General features: G+C 37.8%; 16 protein-coding genes. 11 read left to right on the top strand and 5 right to left on the bottom strand.

Going from position 1 to position 22515, the window contains the following annotated elements; translation table 11 throughout:
- Positions 1 to 87 precede the first annotated feature (87 nt).
- The 3 genes from FRZ67_RS12325 to FRZ67_RS12315 form a co-directional block, all read right to left on the bottom strand.
- Positions 88 to 1881, bottom strand: a complete 1794-nt coding sequence (locus FRZ67_RS12325; protein WP_147189857.1) for an acyl-CoA dehydrogenase FadE — start codon at positions 1879 to 1881, stop codon at positions 88 to 90.
- A gap of 178 nt (positions 1882 to 2059) precedes the next feature.
- Entirely contained in the window at positions 2060 to 3850 is a 1791-nt protein-coding gene (locus tag FRZ67_RS12320) for an acyl-CoA dehydrogenase FadE (RefSeq protein ID WP_147189856.1), read from the bottom strand.
- A gap of 126 nt (positions 3851 to 3976) precedes the next feature.
- Positions 3977 to 4423 (bottom strand): MarR family winged helix-turn-helix transcriptional regulator, encoded by a 447-nt coding sequence (locus FRZ67_RS12315; RefSeq protein ID WP_147189855.1) that lies wholly within the window; start codon positions 4421 to 4423, stop codon positions 3977 to 3979.
- Positions 4424 to 4526: 103 nt separating this feature from the next.
- On the opposite strand from FRZ67_RS12315, the gene FRZ67_RS12310 reads away from it, so the two are divergent.
- The 7 genes from FRZ67_RS12310 to ctlX all read left to right on the top strand — a co-directional run bounded on the left by FRZ67_RS12310 (position 4527) and on the right by ctlX (position 11801).
- Positions 4527 to 5342: an alpha/beta hydrolase gene (locus FRZ67_RS12310; protein ID WP_147189854.1), complete on the top strand. Its 816-nt coding sequence runs from the start codon at positions 4527 to 4529 to the stop codon at positions 5340 to 5342.
- A gap of 114 nt (positions 5343 to 5456) precedes the next feature.
- Positions 5457 to 6509, top strand: coding sequence for a glycosyltransferase (locus FRZ67_RS12305; RefSeq protein ID WP_158638364.1), 1053 nt, complete (start codon positions 5457 to 5459; stop codon positions 6507 to 6509).
- 284 nt (positions 6510 to 6793) lie between these two features.
- On the top strand, positions 6794 to 8437 hold the full coding sequence (locus tag FRZ67_RS12300) for a M28 family peptidase (protein ID WP_147189852.1): 1644 nt from the start codon (positions 6794 to 6796) through the stop codon (positions 8435 to 8437).
- Between the two features lie 2 nt (positions 8438 to 8439).
- A complete protein-coding gene (locus FRZ67_RS12295; RefSeq protein ID WP_192903868.1) occupies positions 8440 to 8874 on the top strand; it encodes an IPExxxVDY family protein in 435 nt (144 codons plus the stop codon).
- A gap of 104 nt (positions 8875 to 8978) precedes the next feature.
- Positions 8979 to 9212 (top strand): 4a-hydroxytetrahydrobiopterin dehydratase, encoded by a 234-nt coding sequence (locus FRZ67_RS12290; RefSeq protein WP_147189850.1) that lies wholly within the window; start codon positions 8979 to 8981, stop codon positions 9210 to 9212.
- Between the two features lie 144 nt (positions 9213 to 9356).
- Positions 9357 to 10877 carry an arginine deiminase family protein gene (locus FRZ67_RS12285; protein WP_225975325.1) on the top strand — a complete coding sequence of 507 codons (1521 nt, stop codon included), beginning with the start codon at positions 9357 to 9359 and terminating at the stop codon, positions 10875 to 10877.
- Positions 10878 to 10880: 3 nt separating this feature from the next.
- Positions 10881 to 11801: a citrulline utilization hydrolase CtlX gene (gene ctlX, locus FRZ67_RS12280; protein WP_225975324.1), complete on the top strand. Its 921-nt coding sequence runs from the start codon at positions 10881 to 10883 to the stop codon at positions 11799 to 11801.
- 218 nt (positions 11802 to 12019) lie between these two features.
- Here the strand turns inward: ctlX and feoB are convergent, their stop codons facing one another.
- Entirely contained in the window at positions 12020 to 14137 is a 2118-nt protein-coding gene (gene feoB, locus FRZ67_RS12275; protein WP_147189849.1) for a ferrous iron transport protein B, read from the bottom strand.
- Positions 14138 to 14369: 232 nt separating this feature from the next.
- Here feoB and FRZ67_RS12270 point away from each other — a divergent pair, with 232 nt between their 5' ends.
- A complete protein-coding gene (locus FRZ67_RS12270; RefSeq protein ID WP_147189848.1) occupies positions 14370 to 15749 on the top strand; it encodes a chloride channel protein in 1380 nt (459 codons plus the stop codon).
- Positions 15750 to 16112: 363 nt separating this feature from the next.
- On the top strand, positions 16113 to 17303 hold the full coding sequence (gene hflX, locus FRZ67_RS12265) for a GTPase HflX (protein WP_147189847.1): 1191 nt from the start codon (positions 16113 to 16115) through the stop codon (positions 17301 to 17303).
- Here hflX and FRZ67_RS12260 read toward each other — a convergent pair.
- Complete coding sequence (locus FRZ67_RS12260) at positions 17300 to 18499, bottom strand: DUF4407 domain-containing protein (protein WP_147189846.1); 1200 nt, start codon at positions 18497 to 18499, stop codon at positions 17300 to 17302. The genes hflX and FRZ67_RS12260 overlap by 4 nt on opposite strands.
- A gap of 381 nt (positions 18500 to 18880) precedes the next feature.
- Between FRZ67_RS12260 and yidC the strand changes: the two genes are divergently transcribed.
- A complete protein-coding gene (gene yidC / locus FRZ67_RS12255) occupies positions 18881 to 20725 on the top strand; it encodes a membrane protein insertase YidC (protein WP_225975323.1) in 1845 nt (614 codons plus the stop codon).
- A gap of 539 nt (positions 20726 to 21264) precedes the next feature.
- Positions 21265 to 22515, top strand: a complete 1251-nt coding sequence (locus FRZ67_RS12250) for a hypothetical protein (protein ID WP_147189844.1) — start codon at positions 21265 to 21267, stop codon at positions 22513 to 22515.

Below are 22515 nucleotides of genomic sequence, written 5' to 3'. Positions count from 1 at the left end.
AGCTTAATAGCATTCCGTAAGTCTGAAACTCATATAAACAAAAAGCGCCGAAAATTTTTTTCGGCGCTTAGATTTTATGTGGAAATGTTAGAAACAATAACAGCCTTCCTCTATCATCCTATCTGCAATGCGGCGGCGCGACGCTTTGGTGTTAAATGGTTCTGTTTTGGTAAAACGTCTCAGGCCAATTTGCATCATACGCAATTCATCGCCATCTGCAAAGGCATTTAATGCATCTTTGCCAGCTTTATTAATACTATCGGCTGCATCATACAGGTAAGTGTTCATCATATCTTTTTGAACCAATACTGCATTGGCACCATACAGTTCTGTTAACTTTAGTACACGTAGCAATGCACTTTCCGCCATAAAAGTATTGATGCACATATCTGCAATATTCATCAGCACTTCCTGTTCTTTATCAAGATTCATCATCAGCTTTTGTACGGCAGCACCAGCCACCATAAGGATGGCTTTTTTAAAGTTGGATATATACTTTCTTTCTTTTGCAAAAGGTGCATCATTTTCTTCTAATGTAGGAATGCTCATTAATTCTTTGCTTACAGCCATTGCCGGCCCCATTAGATCAAGCTTTCCTTTCATGGCACGTTTAAGCATCATATCAACAGTCAATAAACGGTTAATCTCGTTGGTACCTTCATAAATGCGGTTGACGCGGCTGTCCCTGTAGGCTTTACTTATTTCATATTCGTCACTAAATCCATTGCCGCCATGTATTTGTACCCCCTCGTCTACACAATAATCCAAAAGCTCGCTGCCAAATACTTTTAACATGGCGCATTCTATTGCGTATTCTTCTGCGGCACCTAAAAAGGCAGTATTAAATGGTTCGCCTGATTGCAGTAATTCTATATCACGCTCACTTATCATACTACCTACCCGATAGGTAGCGCTTTCGCCAACCCATGTACGGATGGCCATTTCAGCAAGTTTATGTTTAATGGCACCGAAATTTGAAATGGGTTGTTTAAACTGCTCTCTGTTCATGGCGTACTGGAGTGATAATTCTACAACAGATTTACTGGCGCCTACTGTTGCTGCGCAAAGTTTATAACGGCCAATATTTAAAATGTTGAACGCTATTATATGTCCACGTCCGATTTCTCCCAACACATTTTCTACCGGTACTTTGCAATCCTGAAAGTAAAGTTGTACAGTTGACGAACCTTTGATTCCCATTTTTTGTTCTTCTGTACCCTGCGTAAAGCCTTCAAAACCTCGCTCAACAATAAATGCAGTAAATTTATCTCCATCCACTTTTGCAAATACCGTATATACATTTGCAAAGCCGCCATTGCTTATCCAGCACTTCTGCCCGTTAAGAATATAATGTTTACCATCATCGCTCAGGATGGCCGTTGTTTTAGCACCTAAGGCATCACTGCCACTTCCCGGTTCTGTAAGTCCATAAGCTCCGATCCATTCGCCGGTTGCCAGTTTAGGTATATATTTTAGTCTTTGCGCTTCTGTACCAAAATATAAAATCGGCATAGTGCCAATTCCTGTATGAGCCAAATATGAAACAGAAAATGAATAACCACGGCCCAGGCCTTCCATTACGATACTGCCAGTAACAAAATCTTTTTCAAGCCCACCGTATATTGCCGGTACACTAACGCCCAACAAACCTTGTTCGCCGGCTTTTGCCAGAAGGGTTAAATTATAAAGCGGATCTTTTTCAATTTTTGCATGGTTGGGAATTATTTCAGTTTCCATGAACTGGTGACACATATCCATCACCATTTTCTGCTCTTCGTTAAATTGTTCAGGAATAAAGGTTTCAGCAGAATCACTTTCTTTAATAAGCCACTCACCTCCTTTTAAGGCGTGGTGTGTTAGTACGGTTGCGGATTTATCCATAGAATTGTTTTTAGTTGCTACTGACGAAAGAAGAAGTCATAGGTTTAAACGCTATATGTTATAAAATATTTCATTATGATAAACGGTATGTAAAAAGAAAGCAGGCGTTATTTAATCAGATGCAACCCGACAAGACTATGGCAATACTTATGCCACTAAATAATTTTATATGAAAATTTTAGAAGCAATATTTTTTTTCTTCAATCATTTTATCGGCAATACGCCTTCTTGCCGATTTTGTATCAAAAGGATCAAGTTTTGTAAAACGTTTTAGACCTATATGCATCATACGCAAGTCATCCCCATCTGCGAATGCATTCAATGCATCTTTACCGTTCTTATTTATTCTATCAGCAGCGTCATATAAATAAGTTTGCATTATGTCTTTTTGAAAAGTAACAGCCGCTTCCCCGAAAGTATCTGTAAGTTTCATTACGCGCAATAAAGCGCTTTCTGCATTGTAGGTATCAATAGCCATATCTGCTATATTCATCAATACTTCCTGCTCTTTTTCAAGATTCATCATTAATTTCTGAACAGCAGCCCCAGCCACAAGTAATATTGCTTTCTTGAAATTGCTTACATATTTTTTTTCTTTTGCAAACGGGGCGTCATCTGTGGTGAAATCAGGGATACTCATTAATTCCTTAGCGACTGCAGTTGCCGGTCCCATAAGATCAAGCTTACCTTTCATGGCACGTTTCAATACCATATCGACGGTAAGTAGCCGGTTAATCTCGTTGGTACCTTCATAAATGCGGTTGATACGGCTGTCGCGGTATGCCCTGCTTATCTCGTACTCATCACTGAAACCATTACCGCCATGAATTTGTACCCCTTCATCTGCACAAAAATCCAATACCTCACTGCCATATACTTTAAGCATGGCACATTCAATGGCGTATTCTTCAGCTGCGCCTAAATAAGCTTTTTCATAAGATAAGCCACTTGCTGAAAGTTCTGCTTCCTTGTTATCTATGTTATGACCAGTTCTGTATAAGGCACTATCACCAACCCAACAACGAATGGCCATTTCTGCCAGCTTATGTTTAATAGCACCGAAATTGGCAATGGATGTTTTAAATTGTTCCCGCTCAATGGCATATTTAATAGATCCATTTAAAGCTTCTTTTGAACCCCCTATAGTTGCAGCACACAGTTTGTAGCGACCAGTATTTAAAATATTGAAGGCTATAATATGACCTCTGCCAATCTCACCCAGCACATTTTCTACAGGCACCTTGCAATCCTGGAAATATAATTGCACAGTTGATGAACCCTTAATACCCATTTTATGTTCCTCAGGACCTTGTGTAAAACCTTCGAAGCCTCTTTCTATTATAAATGCAGTGAATTTGTCGCCATCGACTTTTGCGAATACGGTATATACATCAGCGAACCCACCATTTGTTATCCAGCATTTTTGACCGTTAAGAAGATAATATTTTCCATCCTCACTGAGTTTTGCTGTAGTTTTTGCCCCTAGTGCATCGCTGCCGCTGTTTGGTTCTGTAAGCCCGTAAGCGCCTTTCCATTCGCTGGTGGCGAGTTTCGTAATATATTTCTGTTTTTGTTGCTCTGTTCCAAAATAAAGTATGGGCATAGAGCCAATACCCGTGTGTGCGGTAAATGCTACAAGGTAAGAATATCCACGGCCCATTGCGGCATTAACAATAGTACCGGTTACAAGGTCTTTTCCTAATCCTCCATATGCTTCAGGAACAGCAATTCCTGTTAGGCCTAACTGTCCGGCTTTTTCTAGTAATGATGGCATGAGACCTTTTTCAAGATTTTCTATTCGCTGCATAATAGGATGTACTTCTGTGTTAATAAACTGGTGGGTCATCTCATTTATCATCTTCTGTTCTTCAGAAAAATCTTCCATGATAAAAATATCAGCAGGGTTGCTTTCTTTTATCAGCCATTCTCCACCATTTAACGCTTTTGTTTTTTGTGTTGTGGTGCTCATAAATTATAATTTCGCAAGAGTTAAAAAATATTTATTAGCTGTATTGTTTAATAGAATACAAAGCGTGGAAGAGTGCGACGCAACAATGCCTGATTTTTATTCCAAAGCCCGGACCAAAATCTTTCTTCACTGTTTTTTTAAATTCTCGTAGACCTGGTAGAGTACTTTTTTTGCCGTTTCTATTTCGCTTTTATTTAATCCTATAAGAGCTTCATCCATTGTTTGGTTAGCCAGGTCAACGGTTAAATTTTGCAAGTCTTTTGCTGCCTGCGTAAGACAAACAAGATTTATCCGTCTGTCTTCTTTGGACGCTATCCTTTTAACGAACTTTTGCTTTTCAAGATTGTCAATAAGTCTTGTCATACTGGGCTTGTCACGGTAAGTACGCTTACAAAGATCCTGTTGGCTAAGGCAATCTTCCTGCCATAAATGGTATAAAATACTCCATTGTTCAATCGTTATTTCCAGTGAAGCTTCCCTGAAATGCTTTTGCAAGCGACGGGCTATGGCACTGCTTGCAATACCATTAATAACACTGTATAATTCCTCGCTTTTAAAATGGTTGTTTGGCATACTGTTAGTTATGCAACTAATTCAAAATTCTGTTATCTTTATGAAACCACCAAACATTAAAGACTTAATTTTTTCGTATACATAATTAAATAATTAAGCCTAATTGCAAAAGCAATCTGAAGCATATAAAAACTCTGAAATTTGGTTTGGTGTTGAAGGCACCGGGCCATCTCTAATTGTATGCCTGCACGGTTTTGGTGAAAACATGGACAGCTTTGCTTTTTTAAATAATACAATAGATAAACATTATACTTTATTATGCATTGACCTTCCTTTTCATGGCGATACAAAGTGGCAGGAGGGTCTATTATTTGCGCCTGATGAATTGCTTCAAATTATTAACGGAATACTTGAAAGATCAGGGTTTAGCAGCAACTGTAAATTTTCATTGCTGGGTTATAGTCTTGGGGGGAGAATTGCTTTGCATTTACTGCGGATGATACCTGAAAGGATTGAACGCGTAGTTTTAATTGCGCCGGACGGCTTGCGTGTCAATTTCTGGTATTGGCTCGGTACCCAAACTTATATTGGTAATAAATTATTTCATATAACCATGCAGCATCCAGACTGGTTTTTTGCTATGACCAATTTTGCATATAAAACCGGATTTCTGAATAAAAGCATTATAAAATTTTTGCACTATTATCTTGATGATAAAGAAGCACGGCTTATGTTGTATAAGCGATGGACAACACTACGAAAATTTAAACCAGATCTTCCTTTGGTAAGAAAAATTATTAAAGAACGTAAAATACCAGTACGGTTTATTTTTGGCAACTATGATCGTATTATACTTTACAAAAGAAGTGATGCCTTTAAAAAAGATAAAGAGAACGTAAAAGTTTTAGTGCTTAATACCGGTCACCAGTTGCTCAAAGAAAAATATGCAGTTGACATAGCCATGCAGTTCTCTCAATAATTTGATTTTCTTTGCAGCCATATGTGGTTATTCATTTTTTACCTGTCTATTGTGTTAACAGCATTATATTGTTTGCTGATCCTGATTTATACCTTTTTTTTTAACAAGCTTGTTTTGTATAAAGCAGCTGTTTTATTGCAGCCTAAAACCCGCTTCAGCATTGTAATACCGGCAAGGAATGAAGCAGCCAACATAGAAGTATGTGTGTTATCTGTTTTGCAAAATGATTATCCGGATTATCTTTTTGAAATAATAGTGGTAGATGATTTTTCAACAGACGATACAGCGGCCATTGTTCTGAAACTGCAAAGAAAATTTCACAATCTTAAATTGATACAATTAAAAGATCATATTGACGGCAAACAAAATTCTTACAAGAAAAAATCAATAGAAACAGCCATCTCTTTTGCAGCATATGAATGGATCATTACAACAGATGCTGATTGTATTGTAAAACCATCATGGCTGCAAACGTTTGATGCATATATTCAGCAAACCAACCCGGTTTTTATAGCGGCGCCGGTAAAATTTATTAATACAGGATCTTTTCTTTCTGTTTTTCAATGTCTTGATTTTATAAGCCTGCAGGGCATTACAGCAGCATCTGTAAGTGCCGGTATACTTAGTATGTGCAATGGCGCTAACCTTGCTTATAAGAAAGATGCATTCTATGCTGTAGGTGGTTTCAAAAACATTGATGCCATCGCCAGTGGCGATGATATGTTGCTAATGCATAAAATAAAAAAACAGTTCCCACATAAATCAGCATACCTATTTAGTGAAGATGTTATTGTATCGACACCACCAATGCCAGACTGGAAAAGTTTTATTAACCAGCGCATAAGATGGGCAAGTAAGGCTACCAGCTATGATGACAAAAGAATTTTTTTTGTATTACTGCTTGTATATTTTGTAAATCTTTTATTGCTGGTACTACCTTTCCTAAGTATTTTTTATGCGCCAATATTTTTTTTGTGGCTTATACTTTTACTTTCCAAAATATTTTTTGAAACAATATTTATGCGTCAGGCCACAGCTTTTTTTGGCGAGCAAAAATTAATGTGGTGGTTTCCTGTAATGCAGCTTTTTCATATTGTGTACACTGTTGTGTCAGGGTGGCTTGGTAAATTTGGAACCTATGAATGGAAAGGAAGAAATGTAAAATAGTTTTTTGTTGCCGGCTTTTGTATTGCATGGCATCGCCTGTTGTGTCACTCACTTCAACATTCAAAACTTTAATGAACAAGCTACGAGCCTTGAGCTTTGAGCTGCGAGCAGAATATGAAAGCTCACAGCTCAAGGCTGTTTTAAAGTACAAGAGTGCGACGCAACGAAAGCTTAATGCTTATTAGTACGCCTGGTTCAAAAAAATAAAACGGTACGATTTTTATTCACAACAATGTACCGCAACAACAACATCTTACATTTGCAACATCAAATTGAACTCATACATGAAGAAGCTCTTATTGCTGATAGTATTATTTCCCTTATTAACTTTTGCACAAACAAAAAAGCAACGCAAGGCACAGGAAAAGGCCGATAAAATAACCATTACAAACATCCAGGCACATATTAAATACCTGGCCGATGACAAACTGGAAGGCAGGCGCACAGGCACTCCCGGGGAAACACTTGCTATGCAATATATAGTTGATCAATTCAATAAAAACGGATTACAACCAAAAGGCACTAATGGGTTTGTGCAGGAGTTTGAAATAAACGAAGGCAAACAATTTGAAGATTCCGGTAACGAATTTTCTATAAACGATACAAAGCTGGAATTGAAAAAAGATTACTTCCCGCTGGCATTTTCTGCAAACAAAACTGTTACCGGAATTGCATCACCGGGCTTAAGAGAAAAAGACGAACCATGGTTCTATGATGTAAAAGATGTGCTGGCAGAAAATAAAAGCAATCCACATTTTGATATTTATGATGCGATCATAAAAGAAGCAACAAACACCGGTAAAAAAGGAGGCACAGCTTTGATTGTATATAACAGTTCTTCTGCAGTAGATAACATTCAGTTTAACAAGAATGATAGTACAGCTTTGGCAGATATTCCTGTAGTTTTTGTTACAGGTGATGCTGCAAAAAAATTCCTTGATGATTCAACAGGCACGTATGATCTGGGAATAAAAGTTTCGCTTACCCATAAAACAAGAAAGGCGCATAACGTTGTTGGCTACCTGAATTTTAATGCGCCTACTACCGTAATAATTGGTGCACATTATGATCACCTTGGTTATGGTGAAGACGCCAATAGCCTTGATGGACAAGGCCAGATACACAATGGGGCCGATGATAATGCAAGCGGCACAGCTGCATTAATTGAAATGAGCAGGGTGCTTCAAAAAACAAAAGCACATAATAATAACTATTTGTTTATTGCTTTCTCAGGAGAAGAGCTAGGCTTGTTTGGTTCAAAATACTGGCTTGATAAACCAACGATGAACATTGTTCCAAATTACATGATCAATATGGATATGGTGGGCCGTTATGCAGATGACAGGAAGTTGACCATCGGAGGTTATGGTACTTCACCTGAATGGGGACAGGTATTTGCAACCGCAACAGATAAAAGGCTTGCAATAAAATTTGACAGCAGCGGCAGTGGTCCAAGCGATCATGCTTCTTTCTACAGGAAAGAAATCCCGGTATTATTTTTCTTTACCAATAGCCACCCTGATTATCACAAAGCAACTGATGATTGGGATAAGATCAATTATGCAGGCGAAGTAGAGATCGTTGATTATATCAACCAAATTATAGAAGCAACGGATACAAAAGGCAAACTTACTTTTACAAAAACACGTGATGCAGAAATACGTTCTGTATCATTACCGGTTACCCTTGGTGTAATGCCGGATTATGGTTACAGTGGTACAGGCATGCGTATTGATGGCGTAAGCAAAGGCAAAACAGCAGAGCGAATTGGTCTGCAGGCTGGAGATATTTTACTTCAATTGGGCGATTATAAATTTGTAGATGTAACTACTTATATGCAGGCACTACAGCATTTTAAAAAAGGTGACAAAACAAAATTGCATATTAAACGCGCCGATAAAGAAATTGATTTTGATGTTGAATTCTAAAGATGAAATTAAAACTGAACATAGATGAATTAACAGATGATTTTTTTGAAGACACCCGTTTGCTTGGCATTACGGCTACAACAAAAAGTTATCGTTTCTGCTGGGCCATCAATAACATGATCGGTTTTAATTTCAGGCTTAACCCAGATATTGAAATTCATTTGCAGAAAAAAGGCCGGCAATATTTTTTTCCCGTATACCAGTTCACGGTTCCAAATACAGATCTGCATCATTTCATTTATCACAATCAGTATGACGGTGAGTATCTTTTGCCCGAATTTAAGCATATGGATTTTTTGTGGCTGGTAAAAGGGGATTGCTTTCCTGATGAAGATTGTTACAACTTAATACAGTCTGTAAAAAAAATAAATGGCGTACAGTTAATAGCAGAACTAACTAATGAGCATATAAAAAATAAGGGAAACTTAGTCTTTTAATTTTTTTTGATACTGGCTGCATCTTTTTATGGCATCGCCTGTTGCGTCGCATTACGTTCATCTGTGGTATCATTATTGATCAAACTACTTTAAACATCTTTATTATGTGGACAGAACAAAACAATACACTCTATAAAAAATTTGAGTTCAAAAATTTTTCAGAAGCATTTGCTTTTATGACAAGAGTGGCAATAGAAGCAGAAAAAATGGATCATCATCCATTATGGACAAACGTTTACAATAAAGTAGAGATCTGGCTTAGCACACATGATGCCGGGGATATTGTTACAGAAAAAGACCGTAAACTTTCTAAGAAGATAGACGCATTGGTTGCATAGCGAATAAAACGTACAAGAGTGCGAGGCAACAATGCTTAATTTAAAATCATTCGTTGGGTTCATAGAAATTCACTGTAAAGTATTTACTGATACAGATATACAGATGTGCACGAAGTTTCGTTGCTTTGCACATTAATGACTTTTATGCAACAAACAAGTTCTATCAACGTAAGCTCAGAGATAGGCACATTAAAACGATTGCTCATTCATAGCCCTGATGGTGGTATTGGTAAAGTTGTTCCCGGAAAATTTAAAGAATGGCTGTATGATGATACAGTGCATCTTGCGCAAATGCGCAGGGAATATAATGAGTATATAAAGTTGCTGTTGTATTTTCTTGACCCGGAAAAAATTCCATACATACTGGAGTGCGAAAAGAAACAAGTAAACCAAAAACAAGCTGATTGTTTCAAACCCGATAATCCCGCATATTTCAACAGTGATAAGGTTTTAGAAACGCAATTTCTTTTAACACAGATATTGAAGAATGAAGCGTTGCGTCAGCGTATTATTTCCGGGGTATGCGCCTGGGAAGGCTGCAGCTTTGCAACAGAACGTACACTGCAAACCATTACAGATGCTGCAGAACTTGCCAAGGTTTTAATTACCGGCGTGCTACACAATAAAGATAAAAGCATTAAAGAATTTGTATTTGCACCTGTTCCTAATTTTATTTTTACAAGGGATATTGGCATTACTATAAACGATCATTTATTACTCAGTAATGCTGCAACTGCTGCAAGAGAAAGAGAAAACCTGCTGATGAAATTTATTTCTTTCTATTACCTTTTTGAAGGCAATGAAGATAAACTGATAGAAATTTCTGAATCAAGTGATTTCTTTTTACTCGATGAAAATGAACAGAAAGATTTTAAAACTTCTGTAGAAGGTGGGGATGTGATGATGATCGCTCCTAATCATTTGTTGATCGGCGTAAGTGAACGAACCACACCGTCTGCCGCAGATGAAGTAATACATAAAATATTTGCCAACAATAAAACAGGGATCGAAAAAATCACCGTGATAAAAATTCCGCATCACCGTGCTGTAATGCATATTGATACGGTGTTTACACATGTAAGAAAAGACACCTGGGTATTGTTTGGAAAATTTTCAGAGCGTGTAGGCCAGGAGAGAAATGATAAGCAGTTTGCTTATTACCGTTACCTTTTAGATAAAGATTATGTGCCAGAGCATGAAAGTATAGAAATATTCCGATTCTATAAGCCGATAGCTGAAACATACCAACCGGGTAAAGATTATCTTACTGATATAAGCGATAAAGTAAAGGGTCTTGAATCATTGTTGCGTAGCATAAGTATAGAAGATTTTGGTATTGCTGAAAGTGATGTGAAAATTATTTACAGTGGTAACAATGTTTTTCCGCATGATGAACGTGAACAATGGACAGACAGTTGTAACCTGCTTGCACTGAAAAATGGTGTAGTGGTAGGTTACGACAGAAATGAAGAAACCTTCAAAGGCTTTATGGCCAATGGTTTTACAGTGATAAAAGTTGGAGAATTATTGAAGAAATTTGAAAACAATGAATTAACACCTGCAGAGGTAAAAGATACATTGATCGTTTTACCTTCGGCAGAATTATCAAGAGCAAGAGGCGGTGCGCATTGCATGAGTATGCCTTTGCTGAGAGAAAAAATATAATCTATGAGCCAGATAGCATCTACCATACTAATGGTGCGTCCTGCAAGTTTTGGATTTAATGCAGAGACAGCACAGAATAATGTGTTTCAAAAAAACATAAAAGCTTCGCAGAAAGAAATACAGCAAAAAGCTGTTGAAGAGTTTGATAAGTTTGTTGCCACTTTGCGAAAAAAAGGAATTGAAGTAATTGTGTTTGAAGACACCGCAAAGCCTGTAAAACCCGATGCGCTTTTTCCTAACAATTGGTTTTGCACACTGGAAGATGGCACGCTTGCCGTATTCCCGATGTATGCACCCAACAGGCGTATAGAAAAAAGAAATGACCTGCTGCAGATGCTGGTTGATAAATATAATGTTCGGGATGTGGAAGACTGGAGCGAGTATGAAGCAGAAAGCCTTTTTCTGGAAGGCACCGGCAGCATGATTATAGACCAGCAATACAAAGTTATCTATGCATGCATCTCACCACGCACCAATAAAAGCGTACTTGAAAAATTTGCGCATGCACATGGGTATAAAGCCATGTTATTTTATTCGAAAGATGAGAACGGAACTGATGTTTATCATACCAATGTTATCATGCATCTTGGCGAAACATATGCTGTTATTTGTATGGAATCTATTACCAACGAAACAGAACGCATTGCTGTTTCACAATTGCTTATATCAACCGGTCATGAAGTAATTCCAATTAGTTTGAAACAGGTGCATGCCTTTGCCGGCAATATGTTGCAGGTAAAAAATACAAAGGGAGAAAAATTCACGATACTTAGTAAATCTGCATACAATTCACTTACTAAAGAACAGAAGAATATTTTACAACACCACACCACGTTATTACCAGTGGATATTACTACTATTGAAACAATTGGTGGTGGCAGCACACGCTGTATGATGGCAGAGATATTTTTAGAAAAGAAATAAATTTTTGGGCCGGGCATTTGTAATAATTATTAAGTTTTTGTTGCGTCGCACACTTGTACATTTATACACATAGCAGCAGGTGAAAAGACAAACGGTAAAAGTGAATATGTTTTCCCTTTTCAACTTTTATTTTTCCCTTGTTCAATCTTTTTCTGAAAGTACAAGTGAGTGACACAACAGGTGATGCTATGAAATGCAAAAGCCGGTAAAATAAATTTTTAGAAGATGTGGTACACCAGTAGGCTCATGAAGTATGCAAGGCCCGTCATATAAACAAGTTGTATAGCGGGCCATTTCCAGGAACGAGTTTCACGTTTTACAACAGCAAGTGTGCTCATACATTGCATGGCCAGTAAATAAAAAACCATCAGTGATAAACCAGCAGGCAAAGTGTATACTTTAGTGCCGTCTTCGCGTACAGCGCCTTCCATTTTTTGTTTAAGCGTGCTGTTGTCACTTTCTTCTACACTGTAAAGTGTAGCCATAGTGCCCACAAAAACTTCTCGTGCAGCAAAAGAAGTGATTAGTGCAATGCCAATCTTCCAGTCGTACCCCAAAGGTTTAATAGCCGGTTCAATTGCTTTACCAAGAATGCCTGCATAAGAATTCTGCAGTTTCTCCGAATTGTATTGCTTGGTAATTGATTTTGTTGATTCTGCCGTATTCGGTTGTTTCAACAATACCGCATATTTTGTTTCAACTGCATTCATTCTGCCCGAAGGCCCATAGCTGCTTAGAAACCATAACAACAAGCTTATGAGTATAATGATCTTGCCTGCGTCTGTTACAAATATTTTTGCTTTCTCTACCATGGTTATGCCAACATTCTTCCAGCGTGGTGCACGGTATACAGGTAATTCAAGTATAAAAAAACTTTTCTCTTTTAGCTGTATAAAAAACTTTAAAACATAACTAACTATAAGTGCCATTATGGTACCCAACAAATAAAGCCCCATCATTACAAGGCCTTGTAAACTAAGTATCCCAAAAAAATAAGTGTTTGGTATTACCAACGCAATAAGTATAGTAAATACCGGTAGCCTTGCACTGCAACTCATTAGAGGAGTTACCAATATAGTAAGCAATCTTTCCTTCCTGTTTTCAATATTACGGGCACTCATTATAGCCGGTACAGCGCAGGCAAAGCCGCTGATCATGGGCATCACGCTCTTCCCGTTAAGCCCAACTTTACGCATCAGTTTATCACTGAGAAAACTTATACGCGCCATATAGCCTGTATCTTCCAGCACAGTGATGAGCCCAAACAATATCATTATCTGCGGCACAAAAACGAGTATGCCATTTAATCCAGCAACCAATCCATTTATCAGCAGATCACTCCACCATACCTGCGGTAAAAAATCATTCAGTGCTGCCGTAAGTTTTGAAAAACTCCAGTCAATAGCATCCATCGGAAATTGCGCCAGCCAGAAAATACTTTGAAACAAAAGAAACAGTACTATCATTAAAATAACATAACCCCAAACGCGGTGTAATAAAATATTATCAAGGTATTCTGTAAATAATTTTTTCTGCAGCGGGTCAGGCTCTACCACATTTTGTTTCATTACTGTTTTAATACGCGTATAGCGTTGCATAATTTCTTCTGCCTGTGTTTTTACGGGGTTGAATTTATGTTCTGCTTCTATTTGCTCTATTCGTTCCTGGTTTGCATCGTTCAGTGAAAAATTTTCATGATTAATGAGGTAATGAATAGCCGCATAATCACTTAAATGCGGAAATATGTGCTGCACATTTGCAATGGCATCAGCAGCAAGTTCTTTGTTTGGAATAAAATCAAATTGTTGCGGAACAAACTGGTGTTTTGCTGTTTGTTGCAATTGTTTTTTTAATTGCGCAATGCCTTTGTTTTTCCTGGGATTAACGGGTATAACGGGTACACCAAGTTCTCTTTCCAATCCCTGCACATCTATTTCTATACCTTTTTTACGGGCAAGATCCATCATGGTCAAAGCCACAACCACAGGATGTTTTAAATCAATTATCTGGCTGCAAAAAAGTAAATTTCTTTTCAGGTTACTTGCATCAGCAATCAGTAGTATTATGTCTGGCTTTATTTCTTCATCAGCATCCATCAACACTTTATAAGCAACCCATTCATCAGCACGGCGCGGATACAAACTGTATGTGCCCGGAAGATCTATAAGTGTGGCACCTGTGTTATTATCTAATTGTGTATAGCCGGTTTTTTTATCAACCGTAACTCCGGGAAAGTTTCCTACCTTTTGATTTAAACCGGTAAGTACATTAAATAATGATGTTTTGCCACTATTGGGGTTGCCTACTAATGCTATATGTAAACCCTTTTCTGCCATTGAATGATTTAGCCTGCAAATGTAACAGGCATCAATAGCATAACATTACGAGATTGGGAGATTTGTTTTTATGACCAACGTCAGTTCTTTGTGGTGTCGCCTGTTGTGTCACTCACTTGTTCCTTTCCTTAATATGTCAACAGGCAAAATAAGTAAGGTATTTATATCTTTGCCCTCCTGCGTGCATTTATCTTTTGTATTTTATACTTAACACCAGAATAATAATTTTAAAATGCAGATTATCCGCTTTGTGCGTAAGAAAATAAAAGACTCGTTTGATAATATTCGTAATGAAAGAGTAAAGAAAAATATTCTGCAGGCAATTCCGTTTTGGTTGGGTTCCATAATTACCGGTCTTGTTGCAGTCTTTTATGCAAAGCTTTTTGCCTACGCAGAAACGGGAAGTATATATATTTATGATCATGCATCCTGGTGTTTTTTTATTTTAACGCCAACCTGTTTTGTGCTGGGTTGGTGGCTGGTAAAAAAATATGCACCTTACTCAAGGGGTAGTGGTATTCCACAGGTAATTGCGGCAATTGAGCTTGCCAATCCCCGCCACAATGAAAAGGTTGACAGGTTGCTAAGTTTACGAATTATCATTATAAAAATATTCTCTTCTTTGTTGGTTGTATTTAGTGGTGGTATTATAGGCAGAGAAGGCCCAACCATACAAATTGCCGGCTCTGTTTTTAGAAAAATAAATCAATGGCTGCCTGCATGGTGGCCCAAGATATCCAGGCAAAATATGATCATGACCGGCGCTGCTGCAGGTCTTGCTGCAGCATTTAATACACCGTTAGGCGGAATAGTGTTTGCAGTAGAAGAACTTACTAAAACGCATATCAGCTATTTTAAAACCGCATTGTTTACTGCTGTTATTATTGCAGGATTAACGGCCCAGGCATTTTTGGGACCATATCTATATCTTGGCTATCCTAATGTGAATGGTCTTTCTAAGTGGGTTTTTTTTCCGGTCTTGTTGGTGGCTTTTATTGCCGGCCTTTCAGGTAGCGCAATGTCTAAGCTTATGCTTGCACTTTTTAAATGGAAAGCTGGTTTTCGATATAAATACCAGTTTATATTTTATGCAATTGTTTGTGCACTGGTTATTGCCTCCCTGGGTTATTTTATTGGTAAAGAATCTCTGGGTTCCGGTAAAGAATTAATGGCCACTAAACTTTTTACTGCTGATAAATATGCGCACTGGTATGAGCCACTTATAAGAATGGCCGGCTCAGTAGTTACATTTACAACAGGAGTTGCAGGTGGTGTATTTGCACCTGCACTTGCAGCCGGTGCATCAATTGGGTCTGTAATTTCAGGTTGGTTCAATATGCTTCCTGCAGATGCTAACCTGCTTATACTTTGTGGTATGGTTGCATTTCTTACAGGTGTAACAAGAACACCTTTTACTTCTGCAATACTTGTATTGGAAATGACAGACAGGCACAATGTTATTTTTTATCTTATGCTGGCAGGCATGGTGGCAGGACTGGTTTCACTACTTATAGATAAACGATCTTTTTATGAGCACCTGAAACATCAATACATTCATGAACTTCATAAAGAAAATATAAAAACCCATGAGGTTGCTGTTCCGGCCACCTGAATAGTGAATCTATATTGATTCCCTCCCCTGAGTACTGAATTATTTTTTTACCAGGCAGCAGTATAACTATTAAGCATTGTTGCGTCGCACTCTTGTACTTTAATACAGCTATGAGCCGATAGTTGCAAACTTAGAGCTGGGTAGCTTGTTCATTAATGTTCTGAACGTACAAGTGAGTGACACAACAACCGATGCCATAATTGGCAAAGCCAACACAAATACAAAAGAAAATAAAAACATATTTGCTAAATGCAAGAGCCGGAGGAATAAATTGCCATGTTATAAAAACATGATTCCATGCTCCGTTTTTTAAAAACGTGTTTTTATTAACTGCATATTACCTTTGATAAAAAACAAAAGAGATTGATAGAGAAAAAGCAGAAAATAGAAAACGAAGACAGAACTGTACTGGTTGGGCTTGTGCAGGGGGAGCAAACCTATGAACAGGTAGAAGAATATCTTGATGAACTGGCATTCCTTGCAGAAACGGCAGGAGCGATTGCTGTAAAAAGATTTACCCAGAAATTAAAACATGCCGACAGTAAAACTTTTGTTGGTAAAGGAAAACTCGAAGAGATCAAGAATTATGTAATCAGTAAAAATATCACTCTGGTTATATTTGATGACGAGCTTACCGGCTCACAAATTTCTAATATTGAAAAGGAATTGGGTGTTGTAACAATTGACCGCAGTGACCTAATACTCGACATATTTGCCCGACGTGCAAGAACTGCGCAGGCAAAGGTGCAGGTTGAACTTGCGCAATATCAATATTTATTGCCAAGGTTAAAAGGTATGTGGAAACACTTAGAAAGACAGGGTGGTGGAATTGGTACACGAGGACCCGGCGAAACAGAAATTGAAACAGACCGCCGTATTGTAAAAGATAAGATATCACTCTTAAGAAAAAAATTGTCTGAGATAGACAAGCAATCATTTACACAACGCAAAGACCGTGGTGAATTTATACGTGTTGCTTTGGTTGGTTATACAAATGTTGGTAAGAGTACGCTGATGAACCTGCTTAGTAAAAGTGATGTATTTTCTGAAAATAAATTATTTGCCACACTTGATACCACAACCCGTAAAGTAGTATTTGAAAATACGCCATTTCTTTTAAGTGATACAGTTGGATTTATACGAAAGCTTCCACATCATTTGGTGGAAAGCTTCAAAAGTACGCTTGATGAAGTAAGAGAAGCTGACTTGCTCTTGCATGTTGTAGATATTTCGCATCCGCAATACGAAGAACAGATTGGTGTGGTAAATAAAACCTTGCAGGATCTAAAGGCATTTGATAAGCCTATAGTGATCGTATTTAACAAGATGGATCTCTACGAGGAAAAAAATATTGATGAATGGGTAGAAGCAGAAGTGCGTCTTGAAATACTTCGTGAACTTCATGAACGCTGGGAAAATGAAACCAACGGCAACTGCATATTTGTATCAGCAACAGAACGCATGCATATAGATGACCTGCGTGCTACAATACTTACAAAAGTGCGGGAATTGTATAAGATAAGGTATCCTTATAAAACAGCTTTCTTTTATTAGTTTTCCTGCTTGGTTAAAAAATCTTTTTTCAAATTTGTCCAAACGGAATCGAATGATCTGCCTTCGCTTTTTTTCCAGCGACCAAGCTTTTCCAGCATTTTTTCTTTTCGTTGTTGTTTGGCCTGTTCAAAGAAATCTTTTATAAATTCACTGTCCTGTTCAAAGGCAAGCTGGTTATACAATTCTTTAAGATCAGTTTCTTTTCTGGTGTTGCGTGCGGCAATTTCTCTTTCCATTTCTTCCTGCAATCTTACTTTTTCGTCATATGCACCAACAGGTAAAATTGTTTTTGCAATTACGGGCATCAGTTCTATCAGTACCAGTAAAATTACCAGCAGATAATAACGGAATGCCATAGCGCTGTTGTTTTCTACTAAGTGTTGTAGGGCTTCTATGCGTACCAGGAAGCCATCATTCAGTAATGCTTCGAATTTTTTTTGTTCTGCCTGCTTTGCTGTTTCGATTGTAGCAAGTGTACTGTCAATTGCATGCAAGCGGGGTTGCAATGCACCATTTAACTGCGTGTAATCATTATCCAGTTTGCTATACTCATTTTGTTTGGCTTTGGCAATATCGCGGAGACCTATTTTGCCGCTACCTCCTGTTCCATCTGTTTCTGCAATGAATGCTTCTCTTGCGTTGCTTACTTCATTGTATTTATTATTGAGTTGTAACTGTAGCGCATTCTTTTCATTTATAAGTTCTGTTTTCTGCGCAGCATATAAGCTATCCAGCTGTTGCAGCTTTAATCTTTTCTTGCCTTCGTTGTCCAGAGATATTTGCAGATGCACTTCCTTGTCGAATAGATATAACAAAGCAGGTTGCGCCATAAATGTGCCGATGGTTATGGCAAGTATAGCACGAAATAAAAGCGGTGTAATCTTGTTTTTGTTTGAGGCTGTGATACCTTTAATTAATGCGCGGTCAATACCAAGGATAATGCCTCCCATAAAAATACCGAGCAAGGATGCTATCCAGAAATCTGTTACAATAGTGGAAAAAAAATAAGTCCAGGCCAGTGTAGCAAAGAGCCATGTCCCCAGAACGGTCATACCTGTTATGGCATACCGGTTGCGGTCAACTTTGCAATCAATAACTAATTCTTTTTCCGCGGTGCTTAGCCACCATAGAAACCTGGTAAATAACGAGGGTTCATATTCCGCCCTTTGGGAGAGCGACTGTATACTTTCCTGCATAGCAAGGTTTTGTTGGGTAAATAAATTTGATACGAGTGGTTAAGGAAGGAACAACATGGCAGAGAACGTAATAAAGGTACCAGTAATTTTATGGTCTGATTGATTTTGGTTTATTTTAACGAGGATTATTAACCGCAAAGACAGAGAGATGCAAAGTAGATGTTTGGCCCTGGATAAATTCTGTTTCCATAATGCTTATAGCCAGGAAAAAGTAGAACAAGGTTCTGAAAGATGAAAGGATTGCGACGCAACAGGTGATGCTATGAAAAGCTGAAGCCGGTACTATACCACTCATATTAAAAAATTACAAATCATAAAAGCAAAACCGGCAATCCCGTTCCAATCCCTACCTTTGCCGCTCAATTTTTGAGATATATGAATATGGATAGAAATACCGTTATCGGTATGATACTGCTGGCGGGACTGTTTTTTATGTTTTTCTGGTACACAAACAAACAGCAGTCCGCGCTTTCTGCAGACAAGCAGCGAATAGCAGATAGTACGGCCAAAGCTGAAGCTGCTAAAATAACTCCCGAACAAAAAGCAGCCGCCTATAAAGATTCACTGAACAGGGATTCTGTTTCCAAATTAAGTGCAGCAGGTAATTTCCAGGGAGCGGCAATTGGCGCAGAGCAGTTGACCACGGTAGAAAACGAATTGATGAAAGTGGTTTTTACCAACAAAGGAGGCAGCCTGAAAAGCGTAGAGCTTAAGAAATATAATTCACTGGATAGCACACATAAAGTAATACTGGCAGGCGGGAAGGATGATAAGCTGGGCTACAGTATTAATACTGCTGGCAACCAAAGTGAAGAAACATCTTCTCTTTTCTTTACCAATGCACAGGTAACTAAAAATGCAGACGGTTCTCAAACCATTGTTTATACATTGGGTGATTCTGCAGGAAAAAGTATAACGCATCAATATATAGTTAAGCGCAATAACTATATGATAGACTGGAATATTATACTGAATGGCGCCGATAAATTGCTTACACAAAATTCATTGAACCTGCACTGGAACGTACAAGTGCATCAACAGCAGGTTTCTCATGCTTATGAAGTACAGCAGTCTAACATTAGTTTTTATGATGAAGACGGCTATGATTACACCACTGCAGCAAGTGGTGCAAACAATACATTCGATAAACCTGTTGAATGGTTTGGCTTTAAGCAACAATTCTTTAATACTACCATCGTTTCAAAAAATAAATTTGCTTCAGGTACAGCACAAATGGTAATACAACCTGATACGCTCAGAGAATTATACAATTCCACCGCAGCTGTTAAGATTCAGGTACCTGCGGCTTCTACAGCAACAATTCCGCTGCAATTATATTATGGACCCAATGAATACAAAACATTGCAGCAGTATGGCAATGGCATGGAAAATATTGTAAACCTGGGCAGTGGCATTTTCTCCTTTGTTAAGTATATTAACAGGTGGATCATTATGCCGGTGTTTAATTTCTTTGCCAACCTTATTGGCCACTATGGATGGGTAATTGCGTTGCTTACTTTATTTATCAGGTTGGTTACATCGCCATTAACTTACCGCAGTTATTTAAGCGGTGCAAAAATGAGGGTACTTCGTCCGGAGATCGATGCATTAAAGAAGAAATTCCCCGATCAGCAGACCTTTGGTATGGAGCAGATGAAACTGTTTCGCGAAGCAGGTGTAAACCCATTAGGCGGTTGTATGCCGGCACTGCTGCAGATACCTATTTTCTTTTCATTGTATAGTTTCTTCAGCAGTAATATTGATCTGCGCGGCCAGGGATTTTTATGGATAAAAGATATTTCTGCTTATGATGTAATGGTTAAGTTACCTTTCTCAGGAGATACCTTTAATCATATCAGCCTCTTTACACTTACTGCTGTTGCAACCAGTTTCCTTATTTCTATATATAATATGGCCATGACTCCACAACAGGACAATCCTGCTATGAAGTACATGCCATATATATTCCCTTTCATTTTGTTGTTTGTGTTTAACAGACTGCCATCCGCGCTGACATGGTATTATACCGTTTCAAATCTTATCACATTAGGTATACAATTCGTGATACAGAACTACATTATAGACCACGATAAAATACTTACACAAATGCAGGAAAAACGCAAAACACCTAAAACAAAAAGCAAGTTCCAGGAACGTTTTGAGCAAATGCAGGAAAGCCAAAAGAAACTGCAGGATATGAAAAATAAAAACCAGGGAAAGAAATAATTTCAAATTTTAAATCTTTATAAGACCCGTCAGTTATGACGGGTTTTTATTTGTAGGTAATGAACTGTTGTACTTATGGCATCGCCGGTTGTGTCACTCACTTATGCGTTTGGAACGGGTGTCTGCTATCGGTATTTATTAAGTCAAACATATAAACTGAAAACTGACTGCAGAAATCCATTCCGCAGTACAAGAGTGCGACGCAAGAAAAGCATGATAGCAATAATGCAGATGGGTTCAAAAATATTAATTCACTGCACTATGTATAAAGAGTTTGCAATTATGAAAAACTCTGTTTAATTTAACTCTCTGTAGCAACCGGCACCGTGTAATGAAATGTCTTCTCTATTTATCAGCACTTAACTCTTCAAATTTTAGAGCAAGTAATCTCATACCGTTAAAAGACGGTAATTGAATAAGTGATTTAACTATTGACACATGAATTTGATGCATGTAGTTTAGTGCTTGACTGTTTACATGAATAAATATACCCGGAAGCCGAAAAGGGGATTTAAGAGTAGGCAAAAAAATAAAAGATCATGACCGGCTCAGTAATACTTGATGTCATCATAGGATTGGTGTTCATTTATCTTTTATATTCCTTACTTGCTACTATTTTACAGGAATTAATTGCAACGAAGCTCGCATTCAGGTCGAAAGTTTTGGAGAAAGCAATTATAAGAATGCTTGAAGATGGTAACACAACCAATAAAACTACCTTGGGAGACAGGCTTGATGGCTTTTACCATTTATTGTTCAAACCCAATCGTTTAAAAACCAAAAAGATTGCTTCATGGTTTTATGCGCATCCACTTATAAAATATCTAGGGGAAGATAATTTCTTCAGTAAGCCCGCTTATATATCTTCTTCTAATTTCTCTAAAGTAATACTTGATCTCTTGCATGGCATTGATGGAAACGATCAGATGAATGTGCTGAATATAAAAAATTCCATACTAAGCGGAACGATCAATACTTTATCTGTAAGCCAAAAGGATAAAAACCATCCTGCCATTCAGGCAATTACTAAACTGGAAAAACATGATGGTATAGAATTTATTAATAAAGACACTGCATTATTCCTCAGATCTCTTTGGATGGAAGCTGAAGGTGATCTTGAAAAATTCAGAGCAAAACTTGAGAACTGGTTTGATGATACTATGGAACGGGCAACAGGTTGGTATAAACGTTATACTAAATACATTCTTTTTATTATTGGTTTTTTAGTTGCAGTTGCGTTTAATGTTGACAGTGTTGACATAGCAAAAAAACTTTCCAGAGACCCAAAACTGAGAGACCAGATGGTGCAAAATGCCAGTAATTTTTTAAAAGAAAATCAGCAGCTGGGTTTACAACTTCAACAAATGCATGATAAAAAACTTGATTCTACTCCTGTATTTCAATCTACACAACGGAATTATGATAGTCTTGCTAAAAGAAGCAAAGATTTAATGGACTCAGCCAATGCTCTTGTAAATGGGGACATAAAAAATACAAACACACTTTTAGGTTTAGGTTACAACTGCGATCATTATGCGTTATCTCATATTTTATTCTTTTTATATCCTGATGCATCGTTCAGGAATTTTATTGGATGGCTTCTTACTGCGCTTGCCATTTCTCTTGGTGCACCATTCTGGTTTGATATGCTAAATAAGCTTATGAAATTAAGAGGCTCAGGAACAAAAATAGATTCGAACGATACAGTAATCGACATTAATAAACCTGCTGCCCTACAGCCGGTAGTTGTAACAGTAAACTCAAATCCAGGTGAGGAGGCTGTAGGTTAG

Source organism: Panacibacter ginsenosidivorans (genome assembly GCF_007971225.1).
Lineage (GTDB): Bacteria > Bacteroidota > Bacteroidia > Chitinophagales > Chitinophagaceae > Panacibacter > Panacibacter ginsenosidivorans.
This window is presented reverse-complemented; position numbering and strand designations above follow the sequence as displayed.